At 73.8% G+C, this 15,143-nt stretch carries 9 protein-coding genes and 1 pseudogene; 4 read left to right on the top strand and 6 right to left on the bottom strand.

Annotated features, from left to right (window positions below; translation table 11 throughout):
* Positions 1-98: 98 nt before the first annotated feature.
* Positions 99-2,252 carry an N-6 DNA methylase gene (locus tag IH09_RS16675; protein WP_052857141.1) on the bottom strand — a complete coding sequence of 718 codons (2,154 nt, stop codon included), beginning with the start codon at positions 2,250-2,252 and terminating at the stop codon, positions 99-101.
* 358 nt (positions 2,253-2,610) lie between these two features.
* On the opposite strand from IH09_RS16675, the pseudogene IH09_RS16670 reads away from it, so the two are divergent.
* Positions 2,611-2,982 (top strand): annotated as a pseudogene (locus IH09_RS16670) (DUF4190 domain-containing protein); the annotation flags it as partial.
* 119 nt (positions 2,983-3,101) lie between these two features.
* On the opposite strand, the gene IH09_RS16665 reads toward IH09_RS16670, so the two are convergent.
* Positions 3,102-3,833 carry an HNH endonuclease family protein gene (locus IH09_RS16665; RefSeq protein ID WP_052857140.1) on the bottom strand — a complete coding sequence of 244 codons (732 nt, stop codon included), beginning with the start codon at positions 3,831-3,833 and terminating at the stop codon, positions 3,102-3,104.
* A 369-nt stretch (positions 3,834-4,202) separates the two neighbouring features.
* Between IH09_RS16665 and IH09_RS16660 the strand changes: the two genes are divergently transcribed.
* Complete coding sequence (locus IH09_RS16660; RefSeq protein WP_052857048.1) at positions 4,203-5,786, top strand: DUF2079 domain-containing protein; 1,584 nt, start codon at positions 4,203-4,205, stop codon at positions 5,784-5,786.
* Positions 5,787-5,803: 17 nt separating this feature from the next.
* Entirely contained in the window at positions 5,804-6,337 is a 534-nt protein-coding gene (gene cpt, locus IH09_RS16655) for a chloramphenicol phosphotransferase CPT (protein WP_052857047.1), read from the top strand.
* Between the two features lie 27 nt (positions 6,338-6,364).
* Here cpt and IH09_RS39085 read toward each other — a convergent pair whose 3' ends face one another.
* Together IH09_RS39085 and mfd are read right to left on the bottom strand one after the other, a co-directional pair.
* The gene (locus IH09_RS39085) at positions 6,365-6,502 is read right to left on the bottom strand and encodes a hypothetical protein (protein ID WP_165484993.1); all 138 of its coding nucleotides are present in this window, start codon (positions 6,500-6,502) and stop codon (positions 6,365-6,367) included.
* Positions 6,503-6,818: 316 nt separating this feature from the next.
* Positions 6,819-10,403: a transcription-repair coupling factor gene (gene mfd / locus IH09_RS16645; RefSeq protein ID WP_052857045.1), complete on the bottom strand. Its 3,585-nt coding sequence runs from the start codon at positions 10,401-10,403 to the stop codon at positions 6,819-6,821.
* A gap of 582 nt (positions 10,404-10,985) precedes the next feature.
* On the opposite strand from mfd, the gene IH09_RS16640 reads away from it, so the two are divergent.
* The gene (locus IH09_RS16640) at positions 10,986-12,581 is read left to right on the top strand and encodes an MFS transporter (RefSeq protein ID WP_110952358.1); all 1,596 of its coding nucleotides are present in this window, start codon (positions 10,986-10,988) and stop codon (positions 12,579-12,581) included.
* 67 nt (positions 12,582-12,648) lie between these two features.
* On the opposite strand, the gene IH09_RS16635 is transcribed toward IH09_RS16640, so the two are convergent.
* The gene (locus tag IH09_RS16635) at positions 12,649-13,707 is read right to left on the bottom strand and encodes a coiled-coil domain-containing protein (protein ID WP_052857044.1); all 1,059 of its coding nucleotides are present in this window, start codon (positions 13,705-13,707) and stop codon (positions 12,649-12,651) included.
* A gap of 126 nt (positions 13,708-13,833) precedes the next feature.
* Entirely contained in the window at positions 13,834-14,769 is a 936-nt protein-coding gene (locus IH09_RS16630; RefSeq protein ID WP_240150827.1) for an LCP family protein, read from the bottom strand.
* Positions 14,770-15,143: the final 374 nt, after the last annotated feature.

Here is a 15,143-nt window from a genome sequence, read left to right as displayed (position 1 = left end):
GCGCTTTACGCGGACACGGCAACACCCGGCAAGGGGGCCCGGCGAGCGGACCCGGTGAACGGGCACGGCGGACACGGACACGGCAGGGCGGCCGCCGCCTACTCCGGCGCCACCGAACCGTCCGTGAGGCCGTCGTGCAGCGCCTGGACGAGTTGTCCGCCGAGGCGGGCGGCGTGGCGGAGGCTCTCCTCGAACGCGGCGAGGTCGCGGAACCGGCGGCCGTAGCGGGCCTGGTCGGCGAGGGGCAGGCGGGGCAGCTGGAGGCGGCGGACGTCGAGCCGGGTGGCGGTGGAGGCGTAGCTGCTGGCCTGGCGGGTGTTGGCGGTGCCGCGCAGGAACCCGGCGAGGAACCAGGGGTCGACGGCGGCCGGGGCGGGCCGCAGGAGGGTGAGGTTGCGGCCGAGGGCAGCGCCCGCGGTGGCGTCGTCGATGACCCGGGCGACCGCGCCGCCGCCGAGGACCGGGACGACGACATCGCCCGCCCGCACGAGTACGGGTTCCTCCGCGCCGGCGGAGGCGGCTTCCGGGAGCGTGCCGGAGGGCGCGTCGCCGCCGAGCACGTCGTGGTCGGTGAGCACAGCGGGCGCGCCACCGGGAGGCGCGGTGCCCGCACCGCCCGCGCGCATCACCAGGGCGCCGGAGCGGGCGAGTTCACCGACGGTGGTGAGCGGCCAGCGGGCCGGCCCCGGCTCGCCGGTCGCCTCACCCTCCCCGGACCGCCGGGCGCCGTCGGCCGGGCCGGCCTGGGTGGCCGTGTCCGCGAGCGCGGTCGTGCGGGCGAGGGTGGTCGCCAGCTCCTCGCGCACCCGGGCCAGTTCCGCGGGCCCGCCGGCCGCGGCGGGCGGCGGGAGATGCCGGGCCGGGGCGAGATCGACGTCGTCGTCGAGGAGATCGATGGCGGCCAGCGACCGCCGCACTCCCGGCTCTTGGGTGAGGGCGTCGTCGCGGTCGAAGGCCCGCCAGGCGTCCACGGCGACGGCGCGGACCGCCGGCCAGTCGATCTTGTCGCGGCCGGTGGTGGCGGGGGTGGTGGCGAGGCCCGCGGTGTCCACGACGAGGAGACGGGGCGAGGCGGGCGCGCCGCCGCCGGGTTTGCGCAGCACCCACAGGTGCAGGGGAACGCCGTTGGGCGGTGCGGCGCCCGCGGGCAGCGCGATGACCGCGCGCAGCGCGCCGCGGCGCAGCAGGTCGGCGCGGATCCGGCGGCCGGAGCGGCGGGAGGCGGCGGCGGGCGGCATCAGGAGGACGGCGGTACCGCCCGCGCGCAGCCGGGCCAGCGCGTGCTGGACCCAGGCCAGTTCGGATTCGGTACGGGCCGGGAAGCCGTACTCCCAGCGGGGGTCGTAGGCGAGTTCGTCGTGGCCCCAGTTGCGTTCGTTGAACGGCGGGTGGAGCAGGACGGCGTCGGCGGCCGCCGCCGGGAAGGCGTCGGCGCGCAGGGTGTCGCCGGCCCGTACCCGCACCCGGGCGTCGGGGGCGAGCAGCGCGAGGCGGAGCGCGGTGAGCGCGGCGAGGTCGGGGTCGGCCTCCTGGCCGTGGAGGGTGAGGGAGGCGGCGGTCCCCTTCTGCTCCCCGCCCTGCTCCCCGGTCGCCTCCGCGGCCCGCTCCCGGGCGGCGGTCAGCAGTCCGCCGGTGCCGCAGGCCGGATCGAGAACGGTACGCAACGGGCTCGCCAGGGAGGCGAGTTCGGCCATCAGCGCGGCAGGGCCCGGCGGGGTGAGGGTGTAGTGCCGGGGGTTGGCGTCCAGATGGCGGCCCAGCAGGAAGGCGTACGCCTGCGGGGCGCCGTCCGCGGCGGCGAGGTCGGCGGTCGCGCGCACCAGGGCGGCGGAGGGGGCGAGCGCCTGGGGGGTCAGACCGTGGACGGGGTGCCGGGCGCCGAGCCGGGCGGTGAGCACGGAGTCCAGCGCCACGGCGAGCGCGCCGGTCAGTTCGGCGTCGTCGGCGGCGCCGCGCAGCTGCCGCCAGGCGGCCGGCCGGTCACGGACCAGCAGCAGGACGGCACCGGCCTGCCGCAGTGCGGCCGCGGCACCGGCCGGATGTCCGACGAGCTGCTGCCAGACCCGCTCGCGCAGCGGCACCTCGGCGAGTTTCCCCTGGTCGCGCAGCCACTGCTCGACCTCGCCGAGGGCGAAGGCGGGGCTGGTCTCGGTGCCGCCGACCGGCTGGGGGAAATCGGCGTGCCGGCGCCGCCAGTTGCTGACCGCGGCCCGGCCGACCCCGGCCAGCCGCGCGATCCCGGCGGCGGTCACCTCGGTCGCCCGCCCGGCCGGAGTGCCGCCCGCCGCGTCAGCGCCGGCTGCACTGTCAGCGCCGTCAGCGCCGTTCACCACGCGATCGTCCGGCGCGCCGCCGCTCGGCGCGCTGTCCGGTGAGGTGTTGCCCGGTGATGTGCTGTCCGGCACTTGGCTGGCTCCCGTCGCGATGCCCCCGTGGCCGCTGTGCCGCCGAGCATACCCATCGACACACCACCACCCCCTTCACGCCGTGAACAACCAAACCCCGTGAACTCGTGTTGACTCGATTCACAGCCTCTGCTGTTATTGACCCATCGCTTCGACAGGATCGCTTCGCAGGATCCGCTTTCAGCGCCCGGAAGGGGCACCTCGTATGTCTCAGCAGATGCACTACCAGCCCGGCCCGCAGGGACCGATGGGTGCGCCGGGCCACCAGGTGGCCCGTAACGGTCTCGGCATCGCCGCCCTGATCCTCGGCATCATCGGCGCGCTCAGCGGACTCATCCCGCTGCTGTTCTGGCTGGCCGGAATCCTCGGCATCATGGCGCTGATCTTCGGCCTGGTCGGCACCGGCCGCGCCAAGCGCGGACAGGCCACCAACAAGGGCATGGCGATCACCGGCACGGTGCTGGGCGCCGTCTCGCTGATCCTGTCGATCGTCGGCGTGGTGATCACGGTGAACGCGGTGGGCGACGCGGTCAACGAGATCAACAAGACGGTGGAGCAGTCCTCGGTGCAGCCGAAGTAGCCGCTGCCTCCAACACCGCCCGGACGGCCGTCGGCCCGGTACCGCATTCGCGCGGTACCGGGCCGACGGCCGTCCGTCCTTCGTGCGCCCGCCCCTCGACGGGCGCACCTGCGCGGTCAGTTCGCGCACTGCTCCAGCATGGTCTGCTTGTCCGCGGAGGTCACCGGCAGGCTGTACTTGAGGGAGACCTGGGCGAACCGGACCGCGTACGAGCAGCGGATCTGCTTGTTGGGCGGCAGCCAGGTCGCCGGGCCCGAGTCGCTCTTGGACGCGTTGGCCGGACCGTCGGAGGGCAGCAGGTTCAGCGGGTCGTTCGCTATCTGCTTGCGCTTGTCCTCCTTCCAGTGGGCGGCCCCCATCTGCCAGTCGTAGGAGAGCGGCATGACGTGGTCGATCTGCACCGCGGTGGCCTTCTGCTTCCGCCACTCGATGGTCTTGCCCGTATAGGGCTCGTCCAGGGTCATGGATTCGACGACGCAGGTGGAGCCGGCGCGGTAGCGCAGCTCGCGGCCGTCCCTGGCCAGGATGTCGTTGCGGGTGTCGCAGCCGTTGCGCGCCATCGGCACTCCGTCGGCCGTGTCCATCCAGGCGTAGCCGAACTTGTCCCGGGCGTACCCGGTCTTCGGTCCGCGGTTGGCGGTCCGCACCTTCCCGATGAGCTGCCGCGCCTCTTCCTTCTCCGCCTTCGAGGTGATCGGGGCGATACCGGGCTTCGTCCCGTCGGGGTTCTTCAGCGGGCTGACGCCCTGGCCCCCCTTGGCCGCCGCCGGACCGGGCTTCTTGGCGTCGGCCGTGGTCTTGTCCGTACAGCCGGCGAGCACCGCCGCCGAGACGGCCACGGCCACCACGCCGACGCCCGCCCTGCGTACCCGCCGGGCGACGGAGGAGGCGGCGGTGGCGGTGGTGTCCGCGGTGGTGGCGGTGGTCACGGGAAGCGCTGCGCGGCGGGCGGTGGGCGCGGTCCGTATCAAGTCGGTTGTCCAATCCGGGAGCTGATGTCGCGATACCGGGGCGCGACGGCGCGACCGCCGGCCCCGGCGAGCGAGCGTACGTGTGTGCGTTCGAATATCCCGGTATGCGGCCCGGCCGGGCGTGGCGGCGCGGGCGACGGACTCCCTTTCCGGCATGTCCCGGAATGCCCCCGGCGCCGCGTCGGACCGGTCCTCGGCGCCCTCAGCCTTCGAGTATCTTTTCGGAAGTTGAGAGTGAGGACCCTCATGGACACGGCCGCAGCAACGGCGGCGGACGGCAACGCCGGCCCACCCACCGGAACCGCGGCCCCGGTCGGCCCCGCATCCCCGGCCACCGCGGGACCGCAGACCCACCCCCGCATCCCCGGCCCCGCGCGCCGCGCCGCGGACCGGCTGCGCGGCATCCCGCACAGCCGCAACGGCACGGACGGGGACGCCCCCGGCGGCGACCGGCGGCCCGGCCGGTTCGCCGCGCTCCGCGCCCCCCGCCTCGACCCTTACTGGACGGCCGCGTTCTTCTTCGTCGCGTTCGCCACCCTGTCCCTGTGCCGCTTCCGGGCGATGTCACCCATGTCCTGGGACCTGGGGATCTTCGAACAGGCCGTCCGCGGCTACGCCCACCTCCAGGCGCCGATCGTCGACCTCAAGGGCCCCGGCAGCAACGTCCTCGGCGACCACTTCAGCCCCGTGCTGATCCTCCTGGCCCCCTTCTACCGCCTCTTCCCCTCCCCGGCGACGCTGCTGACCGCGCAGGCCGCGCTCTTCGCGCTCTCCACCCTCCCGGTCACCCGCGCCGCCGCCCGCCTCCTGGGCCGCGGCAAGGGGCTGGCCATCGGCATCGCGTACGGCCTGTCCTGGGGTGTGCAGAAGGCCGTCGACTTCGACTTCCACGAGATCGCCTTCGCGGTGCCGCTGATCGCCTTCGCGCTCGAAGCGGTGCTGCGCAAACGCTGGACCGCCGCGGTGTGCTGGGCCGCGCCGCTGGTCCTGGTCAAGGAGGACCTGGGGGTGACCGCGGCCGCCATCGGCGCGGTCATCCTGATCCGCACCCGCCGGGCCACCCCGCTCGCCATCGGCCTGGTCGCCTTCGGCATCACCGCCACCGCGGTCACCCTCGCCGTGATCATTCCCGGCTTCAACGGCGCCGCCTCGTACGACTACTGGAGCAAACTCAGCGGCGACGGCGGGCCGACCGCCGCCATCCCCCTGGCCACCGCCGTCCGCACCACCCTGTGGATCCTGCTGCCCACCACCGGTCTGCTCGCGCTGCGCTCCCCGCTGCTGCTGGTCGCGCTGCCCACCTTCGGCTGGCGGTTCCTCTCCCACGACCCGCACTACTGGGGCACCGACTGGCACTACAACGCCGTCCTGATGCCGATGGTCTTCCTCGCCCTGGCCGACGCGCTGGCGCACACCCGGCTCTCGGCGCGCCCCTGGCTCCGTACGTACGCGCTGCATCTGCCGGCCGCGGTGCTCGCCGCCGCGCTCGCGCTGACCACCACGCTCCCGATGTCCCGTCTCACCGAGGCCGCCGCCTACCGCAAACCGTCCGTCATCGCCGACGCCGAACGGTTGCTGGAGAAGATCCCCGACGGGGCCACCGTGGAGGCCGACATCCGGCCGCTGAGCCGCCTCACCGGACGCGCCCGGGTCTTCTGGATCGGCGACAACCGCATCCCGGCGCCCGAGTACGTCGCGGTCCAGCTGCGCGACAACCGCACCCCGCAGCAGGCCCTCGCCGACACCGCGGCCCGCCACCCCAACGCCACCTACGTACCCCTCGGCGGCGCCGCCGACATCGTCGTATTCCGGCGGACATCCGTCCGCTGACCACCTACGGTGGCGCGATGACCACCGATGTGATCGTCCTCAACGGCGGCTCCAGCTCCGGCACCTCGTCGGTCGCCCGCGCGTTGCAGGACGTACTCGACCGCCCCTGGCTGACGTTCGGCGTCGACAGCTTCATCGACGCGCTGCCGCCCGCCCTGATGTCCTCACCCGACGGGCTCGTCCTGGCGCCCGACGGCGGGGTCACGGCCGGCCCGGTGTTCCGCACGCTGAACAACGCCTGGGCCCGCGGCGTCGCGGCGGTGGCCCGCGCCGGCACCGGCGTCATCCTCGACGAGGTCTTCCTCGGCGGCCGCGCGGAACAGGACCGCTGGCGCACCGCGCTGGACGGGCTGGAGGTGCTGTGGGTGGGCGTGCGCTGCGCCCCGGAGATCGCCAGGGACCGCGAACTGGCCCGCGGGGACCGGGTGGCGGGGATGGCCGAATCCCAGGCCCACGCCGTCCACCGGGGCGTCCGCTACGACCTGGAGGTGGACACCGGCCGCGCCGGCCCGGCCGACTGCGCCCGCGAGATCGCGGCGCGGGTGCGCTGAGCGCGGGGCCGGGCGGCGGGCCCGGGGTTACTGCCAGTGGGGGCGGCCGCTCTGCATCTCGCAGTGCAGGGTGGCGCCGTGCGCGTCGCGGGTGGTCAGCCCGAGGTGGATCTTCTTGCAGAACTGGCCGCGCTGGTAGTGGTTTCCGGACGGCGCGAGGATCACGTCACCGGACGCTTCGGAGCCGGAGCCCGAATCCGAGCCGGCGCCCGAGCCGCTTCGTGCGCCGGACCCTCCGGAAGTGCCGGCCGGGGCCTCATGGGCCGGCTTCGGTGCGGCCGGCCGCACCGGCTCCGCGGCCGGGGTCTTCGCGGCCGGGGCCTTCGCGGGCGGTTCCGCGTCTGGTGAGAAACGTGGCAGGCCGGGCGGGTATCCGCCCCGCCCGCCAGTAAGGGGGCATCTCTCCCCGGTCACCGGCCGAAGGTCCTGACACGGACATGCCGACCGGTCGGGCCACCTGCCGCCCGGCCCGCCGCCCCGGCTACGACCCCAGGATCGTCGTCAGGAACTCCCCCACCCACGCCAGCAGTTCACGCCCGACCAGCGGTTTGCCGCCGATCTTGCCGGTCGCCGGGCGCGGCACCAGGATCTGCCTGGTGGCCGCCTTGAGGACGGTGCGCGGGTACAGCCGCTTGAGCCGCAGCTCCTGCGACTCCCGCAACTCCACCGGTCCGAAGCGGACGTTGGAGCCCTGGAGGGTGATGTCCGCGACGCCGCAGGCGCGCGCCAGCATCCGCAGCCCGGCGACCAGCAGGAGGTTCTCCACCGGCTCCGGCAGCTTGCCGTAGCGGTCGGTCAGTTCCTCGCGGACCGCGGCGATGTCCTGCTCCGTCGACGCGGAGGCGATCGCGCGGTACGCCTGGAGGCGCAGCCGCTCACCGGGCGCGTAGTCGTGCGGGACATGCGCGTCGACCGGCAGCTCGATCTTGACCTCCAGCGGCGGCTCCTCCTCCACCCCGCCGGCCAGCGACGCCCGGTAGTCCGCGACGGCCTCGCCCACCATCCGTACGTACAGGTCGAAGCCGACGCCCGCGATATGCCCGGACTGCTCGCCGCCGAGGAGGTTGCCCGCGCCGCGGATCTCCAGGTCCTTCATCGCGACGTACATGCCCGCGCCCATCTCGGTGTGCTGGGCGATGGTCGCGAGCCGCTCGTGGGCGGTCTCGGTCAGCGGCTTCTCCGGCGGGTAGAGGAAGTAGGCGTAACCGCGGTCGCGGCCCCGGCCCACCCGGCCGCGCAGCTGGTGGAGCTGGGAGAGGCCGAAGTTGTCGCCCCGCTCGACGATGAGGGTGTTGGCGTTGGAGATGTCGATCCCGGACTCGACGATCGTCGTGGAGACCAGCACATCGAACTTCTTCTCCCAGAAGTCGACCACGACCTGTTCCAGGGCCGACTCCCCCATCTGGCCGTGCGCGGTCTGGATGCGCGCCTCGGGCACGATCTCGCGCAGCCGGGCCGCCGCCCGGTCGATGGACTCCACCCGGTTGTGGATGTAGAAGACCTGGCCCTCGCGGAGCAGTTCCCGCCGGATGGCCGCGCCGATCTGCTTCTGCTCGTACGGCCCGACGAAGGTGAGGACCGGGTGGCGCTCCTCGGGCGGGGTGGTGATGGTGGACATCTCGCGGATGCCGGTCACCGCCATCTCCAGCGTCCGCGGAATCGGCGTCGCGGACATCGTCAGCACGTCCACATTGGCGCGCAGCTTCTTCAGCTGCTCCTTGTGCTCGACGCCGAATCGCTGCTCCTCGTCCACGATGACCAGGCCCAGGTCCTTGAACTTGGTCTGGTCGGAGAAGAGCCGGTGGGTGCCGATGACGAGATCGACGGAGCCCTCCCGGAGCCCTTCGAGGACGGCCTTGGCCTCGGTGTCGCTCTGGAAGCGGGAGAGCGCCTTGACGTTGACCGGGAACTGGCCGTACCGCTCGGTGAAGGTCCCGTAGTGCTGCTGGACCAGGAGGGTGGTCGGCACCAGCACGGCGACCTGCTTACCGTCCTGGACGGCCTTGAAGGCCGCGCGGACCGCGATCTCGGTCTTGCCGTAGCCGACGTCGCCGCAGATCAGCCGGTCCATCGGGACGGACTTCTCCATGTCCTCCTTGACCTCGGCGATGGTGCTGAGCTGGTCGGGCGTCTCCGCGTACGGGAACGCGTCCTCCAGTTCGCGCTGCCAGGGGGTGTCCGGGCCGAAGGTGTGGCCGGGGGCCGCCATCCGCGCGGAGTACAGCTTGATCAGGTCGGCGGCGATCTCCTTGACCGCCTTCTTCGCGCGCGCCTTGGTCTTGGTCCAGTCGGCGCCGCCCAGGCGGTGCAGCGTCGGGGCCTCGCCGCCGACGTACTTGGTGACCTGCTCCAGCTGGTCGGTGGGGATGTAGAGGCGGTCGCCGGGCTGGCCGCGCTTGGCGGGCGCGTACTCGACGAGGAGGTACTCGCGGGTGGCGCCCTGGACCGTGCGCTGCACCATCTCGATATAGCGGCCGACACCGTGCTGCTCGTGCACGATGAAGTCACCGGCCTGGAGGGTCAGCGGATCGATCGTCTTACGGCGCCGGGCCGGCATCCGGCCCAGTTCCTTGGCCGCGGCCTTCTGCCCGGTCAGATCGGTCTCGGTGAGTACGGCGATCTTGAGCGCCGGATCGATGAAACCGTTGTCGACGGAGCCGCAGGCGACATGGACGACCGAGGGGCTGATCCGGCTCAGTTCGGCGTCCAGCCGGGCGGCGATGCCCTCGCCGCCGAGCACCTCGACGGTACGGGCCGCGGGGCCGTGCGCCTCGGTGACGAAGACGGTGCGCCAGCCGTCGGCCAGCCACTGCTTGGTGTCGGCGAGCGCCCGCGCGGTGTCGCCGCGGTAGGCGTCGGGGGCGTGCATCCCCAGCTTGAGGGTGTCATCGGCGCCGTCCGCGAGCGCGGCCCCGGCCGCCCCCGTGCCGCCGGGGTCGCCCACGTCACCGGAGGTGAACTGGCTGACCGACCACCACATCACCCCCAGCTCGCGCGCCCGCTCCCGGACGTCCGCGATGCCCCACAGGGAGGCCGCGCCCACATCGATCGGCGCCTCTCCGCCGCCCGCGCTCGCCGCCCACGACGCCTGGAGGAACTCCTGCGAGGTCGCCACCAGGTCGGCGGCGCGCGTCCGCACCCGCTCCGGGTCGCACACCACCGCCATGCTGCCGGCCGGCAGCACGTCCAGCAGCAGTTCCATATCGTCGACGAGGACCGGTGCGAGGGACTCCATGCCCTCGACGGCGATCCCCTCGGCGATCTTGCCGAGCAGTTCGCCCAGTTCGGGGTGGGCCTCGGCGAGCGCCGCGGCCCGCGCGCGCACGTCCGCGGTGAGCAGCAGCTCCCGGCACGGCGGCGCCCACAGACCGTGCTCGGCAACCTCCAGGGACCGCTGGTCGGCGACCTTGAAGTACCGGATCTCCTCGACGTCGTCGCCCCAGAACTCGACCCGCAGCGGGTGTTCCTCGGTCGGCGGGAAGACGTCCAGGATGCCGCCGCGGACCGCGAACTCGCCGCGCTTCTCGACCAGTTCGACGCGCGCGTAGGCAGCCGCCGCCAGCCCGTCGACGATCTCTTCGAGGTCCGCGCTCTGCCCCGTCCGCAGGCTGACCGGCTCCAGGTCCCCCAGCCCCTTGACCTGCGGCTGGAGTACGGAGCGGATGGGCGCGACGACGACCGAGACCGGTCCGGCCGCCGGGTCGTCCGCGCGGGGGTGGGCGAGCCGGCGAAGCACCGCGAGGCGGCGGCCGACGGTGTCCGAGCGCGGTGAGAGCCGCTCGTGCGGCAGCGTCTCCCAGGACGGGAACTCCACGACGGAGCCGTCCTCGCCGGCCGGCATCAGCGTGCGCAGCGCGGCGGCCAGGTCCTCGGCCTCGCGTCCGGTGGCGGTCACCGCGAGCACCGGCCGCCCGGCCTCCCGGGCCAGCGCGGCCACCGCGAACGGGCGGGCGGCGGGCGGTCCCACCAGATCCACATGCTGGCGGTGCCCGGCCTTCGCGGCCTGCACCGCCTCGGCGAGCGCCGGGTCCTGTACGACGGCGTCGAGCAGACCAGTCAGGCTCATGAAAAGGCTTCCGTCCCTGGGGGTGGACAACGCACGGCGCCCGACACGTCCAACGTGCCGGGGTTCTCCAGCGTACGACGGCGCACCGACACTCACCGACGGTGCGCGGAGTCTCACTGGTGGTACATCGACACTCATCGGCGGTGCGCCTGCGCCCACCGGGGGTGCGCCGGCACTCCCGGGGCACGCCGACGCCCGTGGCCGCCCGGACACCCGCCCGGCGAGGACCGGCGCCGACGGCGCACCGCACCCCCGGCCTCCGGCAACCGGCAACCGGCAACCGGACGGAGTCCAGGGGCACTTCGCCGCCCGCGCCCGCTCGGCGGAGCGCCTCGCCCCCTCCCGCGGCGGCACTGCGGGTGAGACCCTGAGGCCCGAACTACGTGCATAGGGAAAGGAACTCAGGTGAGCGGCACCTCCGGTTGCGCGGACGCGGACGGACCACGAATACCCCACCCACCCGGACCGGCCGCACCTCTGCCAGCCACCACGACGAGAGCCACCGCACCCGGCGCCCGCACACCGGGCACCGGCGCCGGGGCGCCCCCCGCCCGGGGCCGTGGACCCGTCGTCGCCGCCCTGATGCTCGGGATGGCGCTGGCCGCCCTCGACTCCACGATCATCGCGACCGCCATCCCGCAGATCGTCGGCGACCTCGGCGGCTTCGCCGTCTTCTCCTGGCTCTTCTCCGGCTATCTGCTCGCCGTCACCGTCACCCTGCCCGTCTACGGCAAGCTCTCCGACACCTTCGGCCGCAAGCCCATCCTGATCACCGGCATCGTGCTCTTCGTCGTCGGCTCACTGGCCTGCGCGGGCGCCTGGAACATGGCCTCGCTCATCGCCTTCCGGGTGCTTCAGGGGCTGGGCGGCGGCGCCCTCCAGGGCACCGTCCAGACCGTCGCCGCCGACCTCTACCCGATGGCGGAGCGCCCCAAGATCCAGGCCAAGCTCTCCAGCGTCTGGGCCACCGCGTCGGTCGCCGGGCCCGCCTTGGGCGGACTGATCGCCACCTACGCCGACTGGCGCTGGATCTTCCTGGTCAATCTGCCGGTGGGCACGATCGCCCTCTGGCTGGTCGTCCGGCACTTCTTCGAGGACCGCGGACGGCGCGGCGCCGCGGACCTCCGGAGCCCGGCGGCCGCCCGGCCGCCCCGGCCCCGCATCGACTGGCCCGGCGCGCTCGCGATCTTCGCCTGCGGCGGTCTGCTGCTGACCGCCCTCGTCCAGGGCGGCGTCGCCTGGCCCTGGTTCTCCCCGCCGTCCCTGCTGTTCTTCGCCGGCAGCGCGGTGTGCGCGGCGGCCACCGTGCTGATCGAACGGCGCGCCGCGGAACCGATCATCCCCGGCTGGGTCTGGCGCCGCCGCACCATCTCGGCCGTCAACCTCTCCCTCGGCGCCCTGGGCCTGATGATGGTCGCCCCGACCGTCTTCCTGCCCACCTACGCCCAGTCGGTGCTGGGCCTCGGCCCGATCGCGGCCGGGTTCGTGCTCTCCGTGATGACCCTGAGCTGGCCCATCTCGGCCGCGCTGAGCAACCGCGTCTACAACCGCATCGGCATCCGCAACTGCGCCCTCCTCGGCATCGGCGCGGCCACCCTGATCCTGCTCGCCTTCCCCCTGCTCCCCTACCCGGGCGCCGCCTGGCAGCCCGCCCTGATCATGCTGGCGCTCGGCGCGGCCCTCGGGCTCTTCCAACTGCCGCTGATCATCGGCGTCCAGTCCTCGGTCGGCTACGCGGAGCGCGGCACCGCCACCGCCTCGATCCTCTTCTGCCGCCAGGTCGGCCAGTCCATCGGCGCGGCCCTCTTCGGCGCCGTCGCCAACTCCACCCTCAACGACCGTCTGGCGCACGCCCCTTCGGACATCCGCCCCGGGCTGCCCGGCGACCTCGACGCCGTCTCGCACGCCCTGGAACACGCGGGCACCCTCACCGCGCACACCGCCGACTATCTGCGCCGCGCCGTCGCCACCACCGTCGGCCACGTCTACCTCGGCGCCGCCGCGGCCGCCGCCCTCTCCCTGCTCCTCCTCCTGCTGCTCGCCCCACGCCGCTTCCCGGTGCACGCCGACGCCCGTACGGCGCCGGAAACGGAAGCGGCAGAAGCAGCAGGAGAAGCAGCAGCGGAAACAACGGACGCCGGGGCGGAGGCGGCGGCCCCCGGCCCGGCGGAGAAGTGAGGGGCGGCCGCACCGGCCGCCCCGCAACCACTACGGCCTTACGGCCGTACGGCCGCCCGGCCTCGGATCAACTCTGCACCCGGGGCAGCTTCGTCTCCAGGGTCTCCTCCTTGTCGGGGTCCACGGGGGCCCGCCGGTCGACGGGGGCGGAGTCCGGTACGGAGTCCGGTCCGCCGCTCGCCGTGCCGTCCGCCGTCCCGCTCCCGTCACCCTTGCGAACCGCCTTCTTCTCCCCGTCCTCGTCCACCACCGGGGCCTTGCCGGTGAGCGCGGCCAGGGTGTTGCGCACGTACGCCATATGGGCCCGCAGCTCGTCGCGCTCCTCGTCGTGCTCGCGCAGCACCCGCTCGGTGGCCCGCTCGATGCGTTCGGCCGCGACCCTGGCCTGCGCCAGCACCTCCGCCCCGGTGTCCTCCGCCTCCTCCTGGCGGTGCCGGGCGGCCTCCTCGGCCTCGGCGAGGGCCCGCTGCCGCTCGGCGAGCTTCGCCTCGCTGTGCGCCTCCAGCTCCGTGATCCGCTGCTCCAGGGCCGCCTCCTGGCCCGCCAGTTCGCGGCCGGCCGCGTCCCACTCCTCAGCCTGCTGCTTCTCCTGCTCCTGCACCAGCTGCGTGGTACGCCGGCGCATCTCCTGGAACGCCGCGGCCGCCGCACCGCGCCACTCCTCGGCGTCCTCGGCCGCCGCGGCCAGCTGCCCGGCGCCCTCGATGCGCGCCTCGTCATCGGTCCGCCGCCCGTACTCCGCCGCCGCACCGCGCTGCTGCTGGGCCGCCTTGTCCGCCGCGTCCCGGACCTGGTCCGCGTACGCCGCGGCCTCGTCGCGCGCCTGCTCGGCCGCCTCCTCGGCCTCGGCCCGCAGCCGGGCCGCCTCGGACTCCGCCGTCGTCAGGATCAGCCGCGCCTGCTGCCCCAGGGACTCATACGTCTGCGGCGGCAGCTGTGCCAGATACGCCCGCAGCTCCGTCAGCTCCGCGTCCATCTCGTTGGCGAGGACGGTGAGCCGCGCGGCCCGCTCCCAGCACGAGTCGCGGTCTATGGAGAGTCCCTCCACCCGGCGGTCCACATCGTCCGGCCGGTAGCCACGCCCTCGTACGGTCTCGAACCCGTGAGGCGAAACCGATGCACTCATCCCTCAAGCCCCTCTCCGCCGCGCACAGCAGCCATGCGGTCCCGCACAGTTCCGCACACATCTTGCTCGATCGGTCCGAAGTGGCCCTATCGCGGCACTCCGCCCCTCTCATCCCACCAGGATGCGTCAATTGTTGCCGGAAGTCGGAATTGGATCATCGTTGCGCAAGGCGTCGAACAGCCGCTTCGCTCCCTGTTCGTCCCACAGCAGCACCTCCCCCGCCCCGCCGGCCATCACACCGGGGTTCGCGACCGGAACGGTGGTCGCCGTCCCCCCGCCCCCGGCGATCTCCTTCATCGACCATCCCATGCCCGTCAGCGCGGCCATCCCCGACCGGTCGTCCACGGTCAGCGCCGACAGCGCGGCGGTCAGCACCGTCCGCAGCCGGAAGGGGTCGAGGCACACCGCCGGGGCGAGCGTCTCGTCCGCGACCGCGCCGAGCAGCTGCCGCTGGCGTTTCACCCGTCCGAGATCACCCTTCGGGTCCGCGTAACGGGCCCGTACGTACGCCAGCGCCTGCGTACCGTCCATCCGCTGGCAGCCGGCCCGGAAGTCCGCCCCCGACCGGGTGTCCCTCAGCGGCGTTTCCGGACAGAGCCGCACCCCGCCCACCGCGTCCACGACCTGCACGAACCCCAGAAAACTCACCTCGGCGTAACGGTCGATGCGCAGCCCGGTGGCCTGCTCCACCGTCCGGGTCAGCAGCTTCGGGCCGCCCTCGGCGAACGCCGCGTTCACCTTCTGCCTGCCGTGGCCGGGCACCGATACGTAGCTGTCGCGGGGCAGGCTGACCAGATAGGGGCCGTGCTCGCCGGAGTGCAGCACCATGATCGTGTCGGTGTTCTGCACCACGTCATTGCCGACGTGCAGCTCCCTGCGCTGCTCGGGGGTCAGCCGGCCGCGGCTGTCCGAGCCGATGAGCAGCCAGTTCGTCCCCTTGCCCGCGGCCGGCCGCCCGGCGTAGTCCGCCAGCGCGTCCACATGCCGCACCTGCTTCCCCGCCCAGAGGAACAACGTGGCCCCACCCGCCACCGCCAGCACCACGAGGACCAGCAGCGCCAGCAGAATCCGCTTCCACCAGGTCCACCCTGCCCGCCACAGCCGCTCCGGCCACCCGCGCCCGCCGGGAGTCCCTCCCGGCCCGTGCACCGCCCGCGCCGCCGGCCGGCGCCAGGGCAGCCGCCCGGCGCGGCGCCGGACCGGCGACGGCTGCCGCGGCGACGGGGGCGGCTGCGACGACGGTGCTTGCGGCGGCTGGCCCATATACGCATCGTCGGGGCACCCGCCCCGTCCCGCAGCTCGAACACCGGCGCACCGGCGCGGACGGTGCGCGTGGCGACCGGCAGCCGGCCGCGACCGCCCGTAACCGGTGCGGACCGTCACCCGAACCGGCCGGTCGGGGCAGATCAGACCGGCGGGCGGCCCGACCGAACCGT

The sequence above is a fragment of the Streptomyces celluloflavus genome (genome assembly GCA_000720995.1).
Lineage (GTDB): Bacteria > Actinomycetota > Actinomycetes > Streptomycetales > Streptomycetaceae > Streptomyces > Streptomyces celluloflavus.
This window is presented reverse-complemented; position numbering and strand designations above follow the sequence as displayed.

What these genes read in the sequence shown, in the direction of transcription:
- IH09_RS16635 (WP_052857044.1), bottom strand. Translation starts at nt 13,707, where the DNA reads ATGAGTGCATCGGTTTCGCCTCACGGGTTCGAGACCGTACGAGGGCGT.
- mfd (WP_052857045.1), bottom strand. Translation starts at nt 10,403, where the DNA reads ATGAGCCTGACTGGTCTGCTCGACGCCGTCGTACAGGACCCGGCGCTC.
- cpt (WP_052857047.1), top strand. Translation starts at nt 5,804, where the DNA reads ATGACCACCGATGTGATCGTCCTCAACGGCGGCTCCAGCTCCGGCACC.
- IH09_RS16660 (WP_052857048.1), top strand. Translation starts at nt 4,203, where the DNA reads ATGGACACGGCCGCAGCAACGGCGGCGGACGGCAACGCCGGCCCACCC.
- IH09_RS16640 (WP_110952358.1), top strand. Translation starts at nt 10,986, where the DNA reads ATGCTCGGGATGGCGCTGGCCGCCCTCGACTCCACGATCATCGCGACC.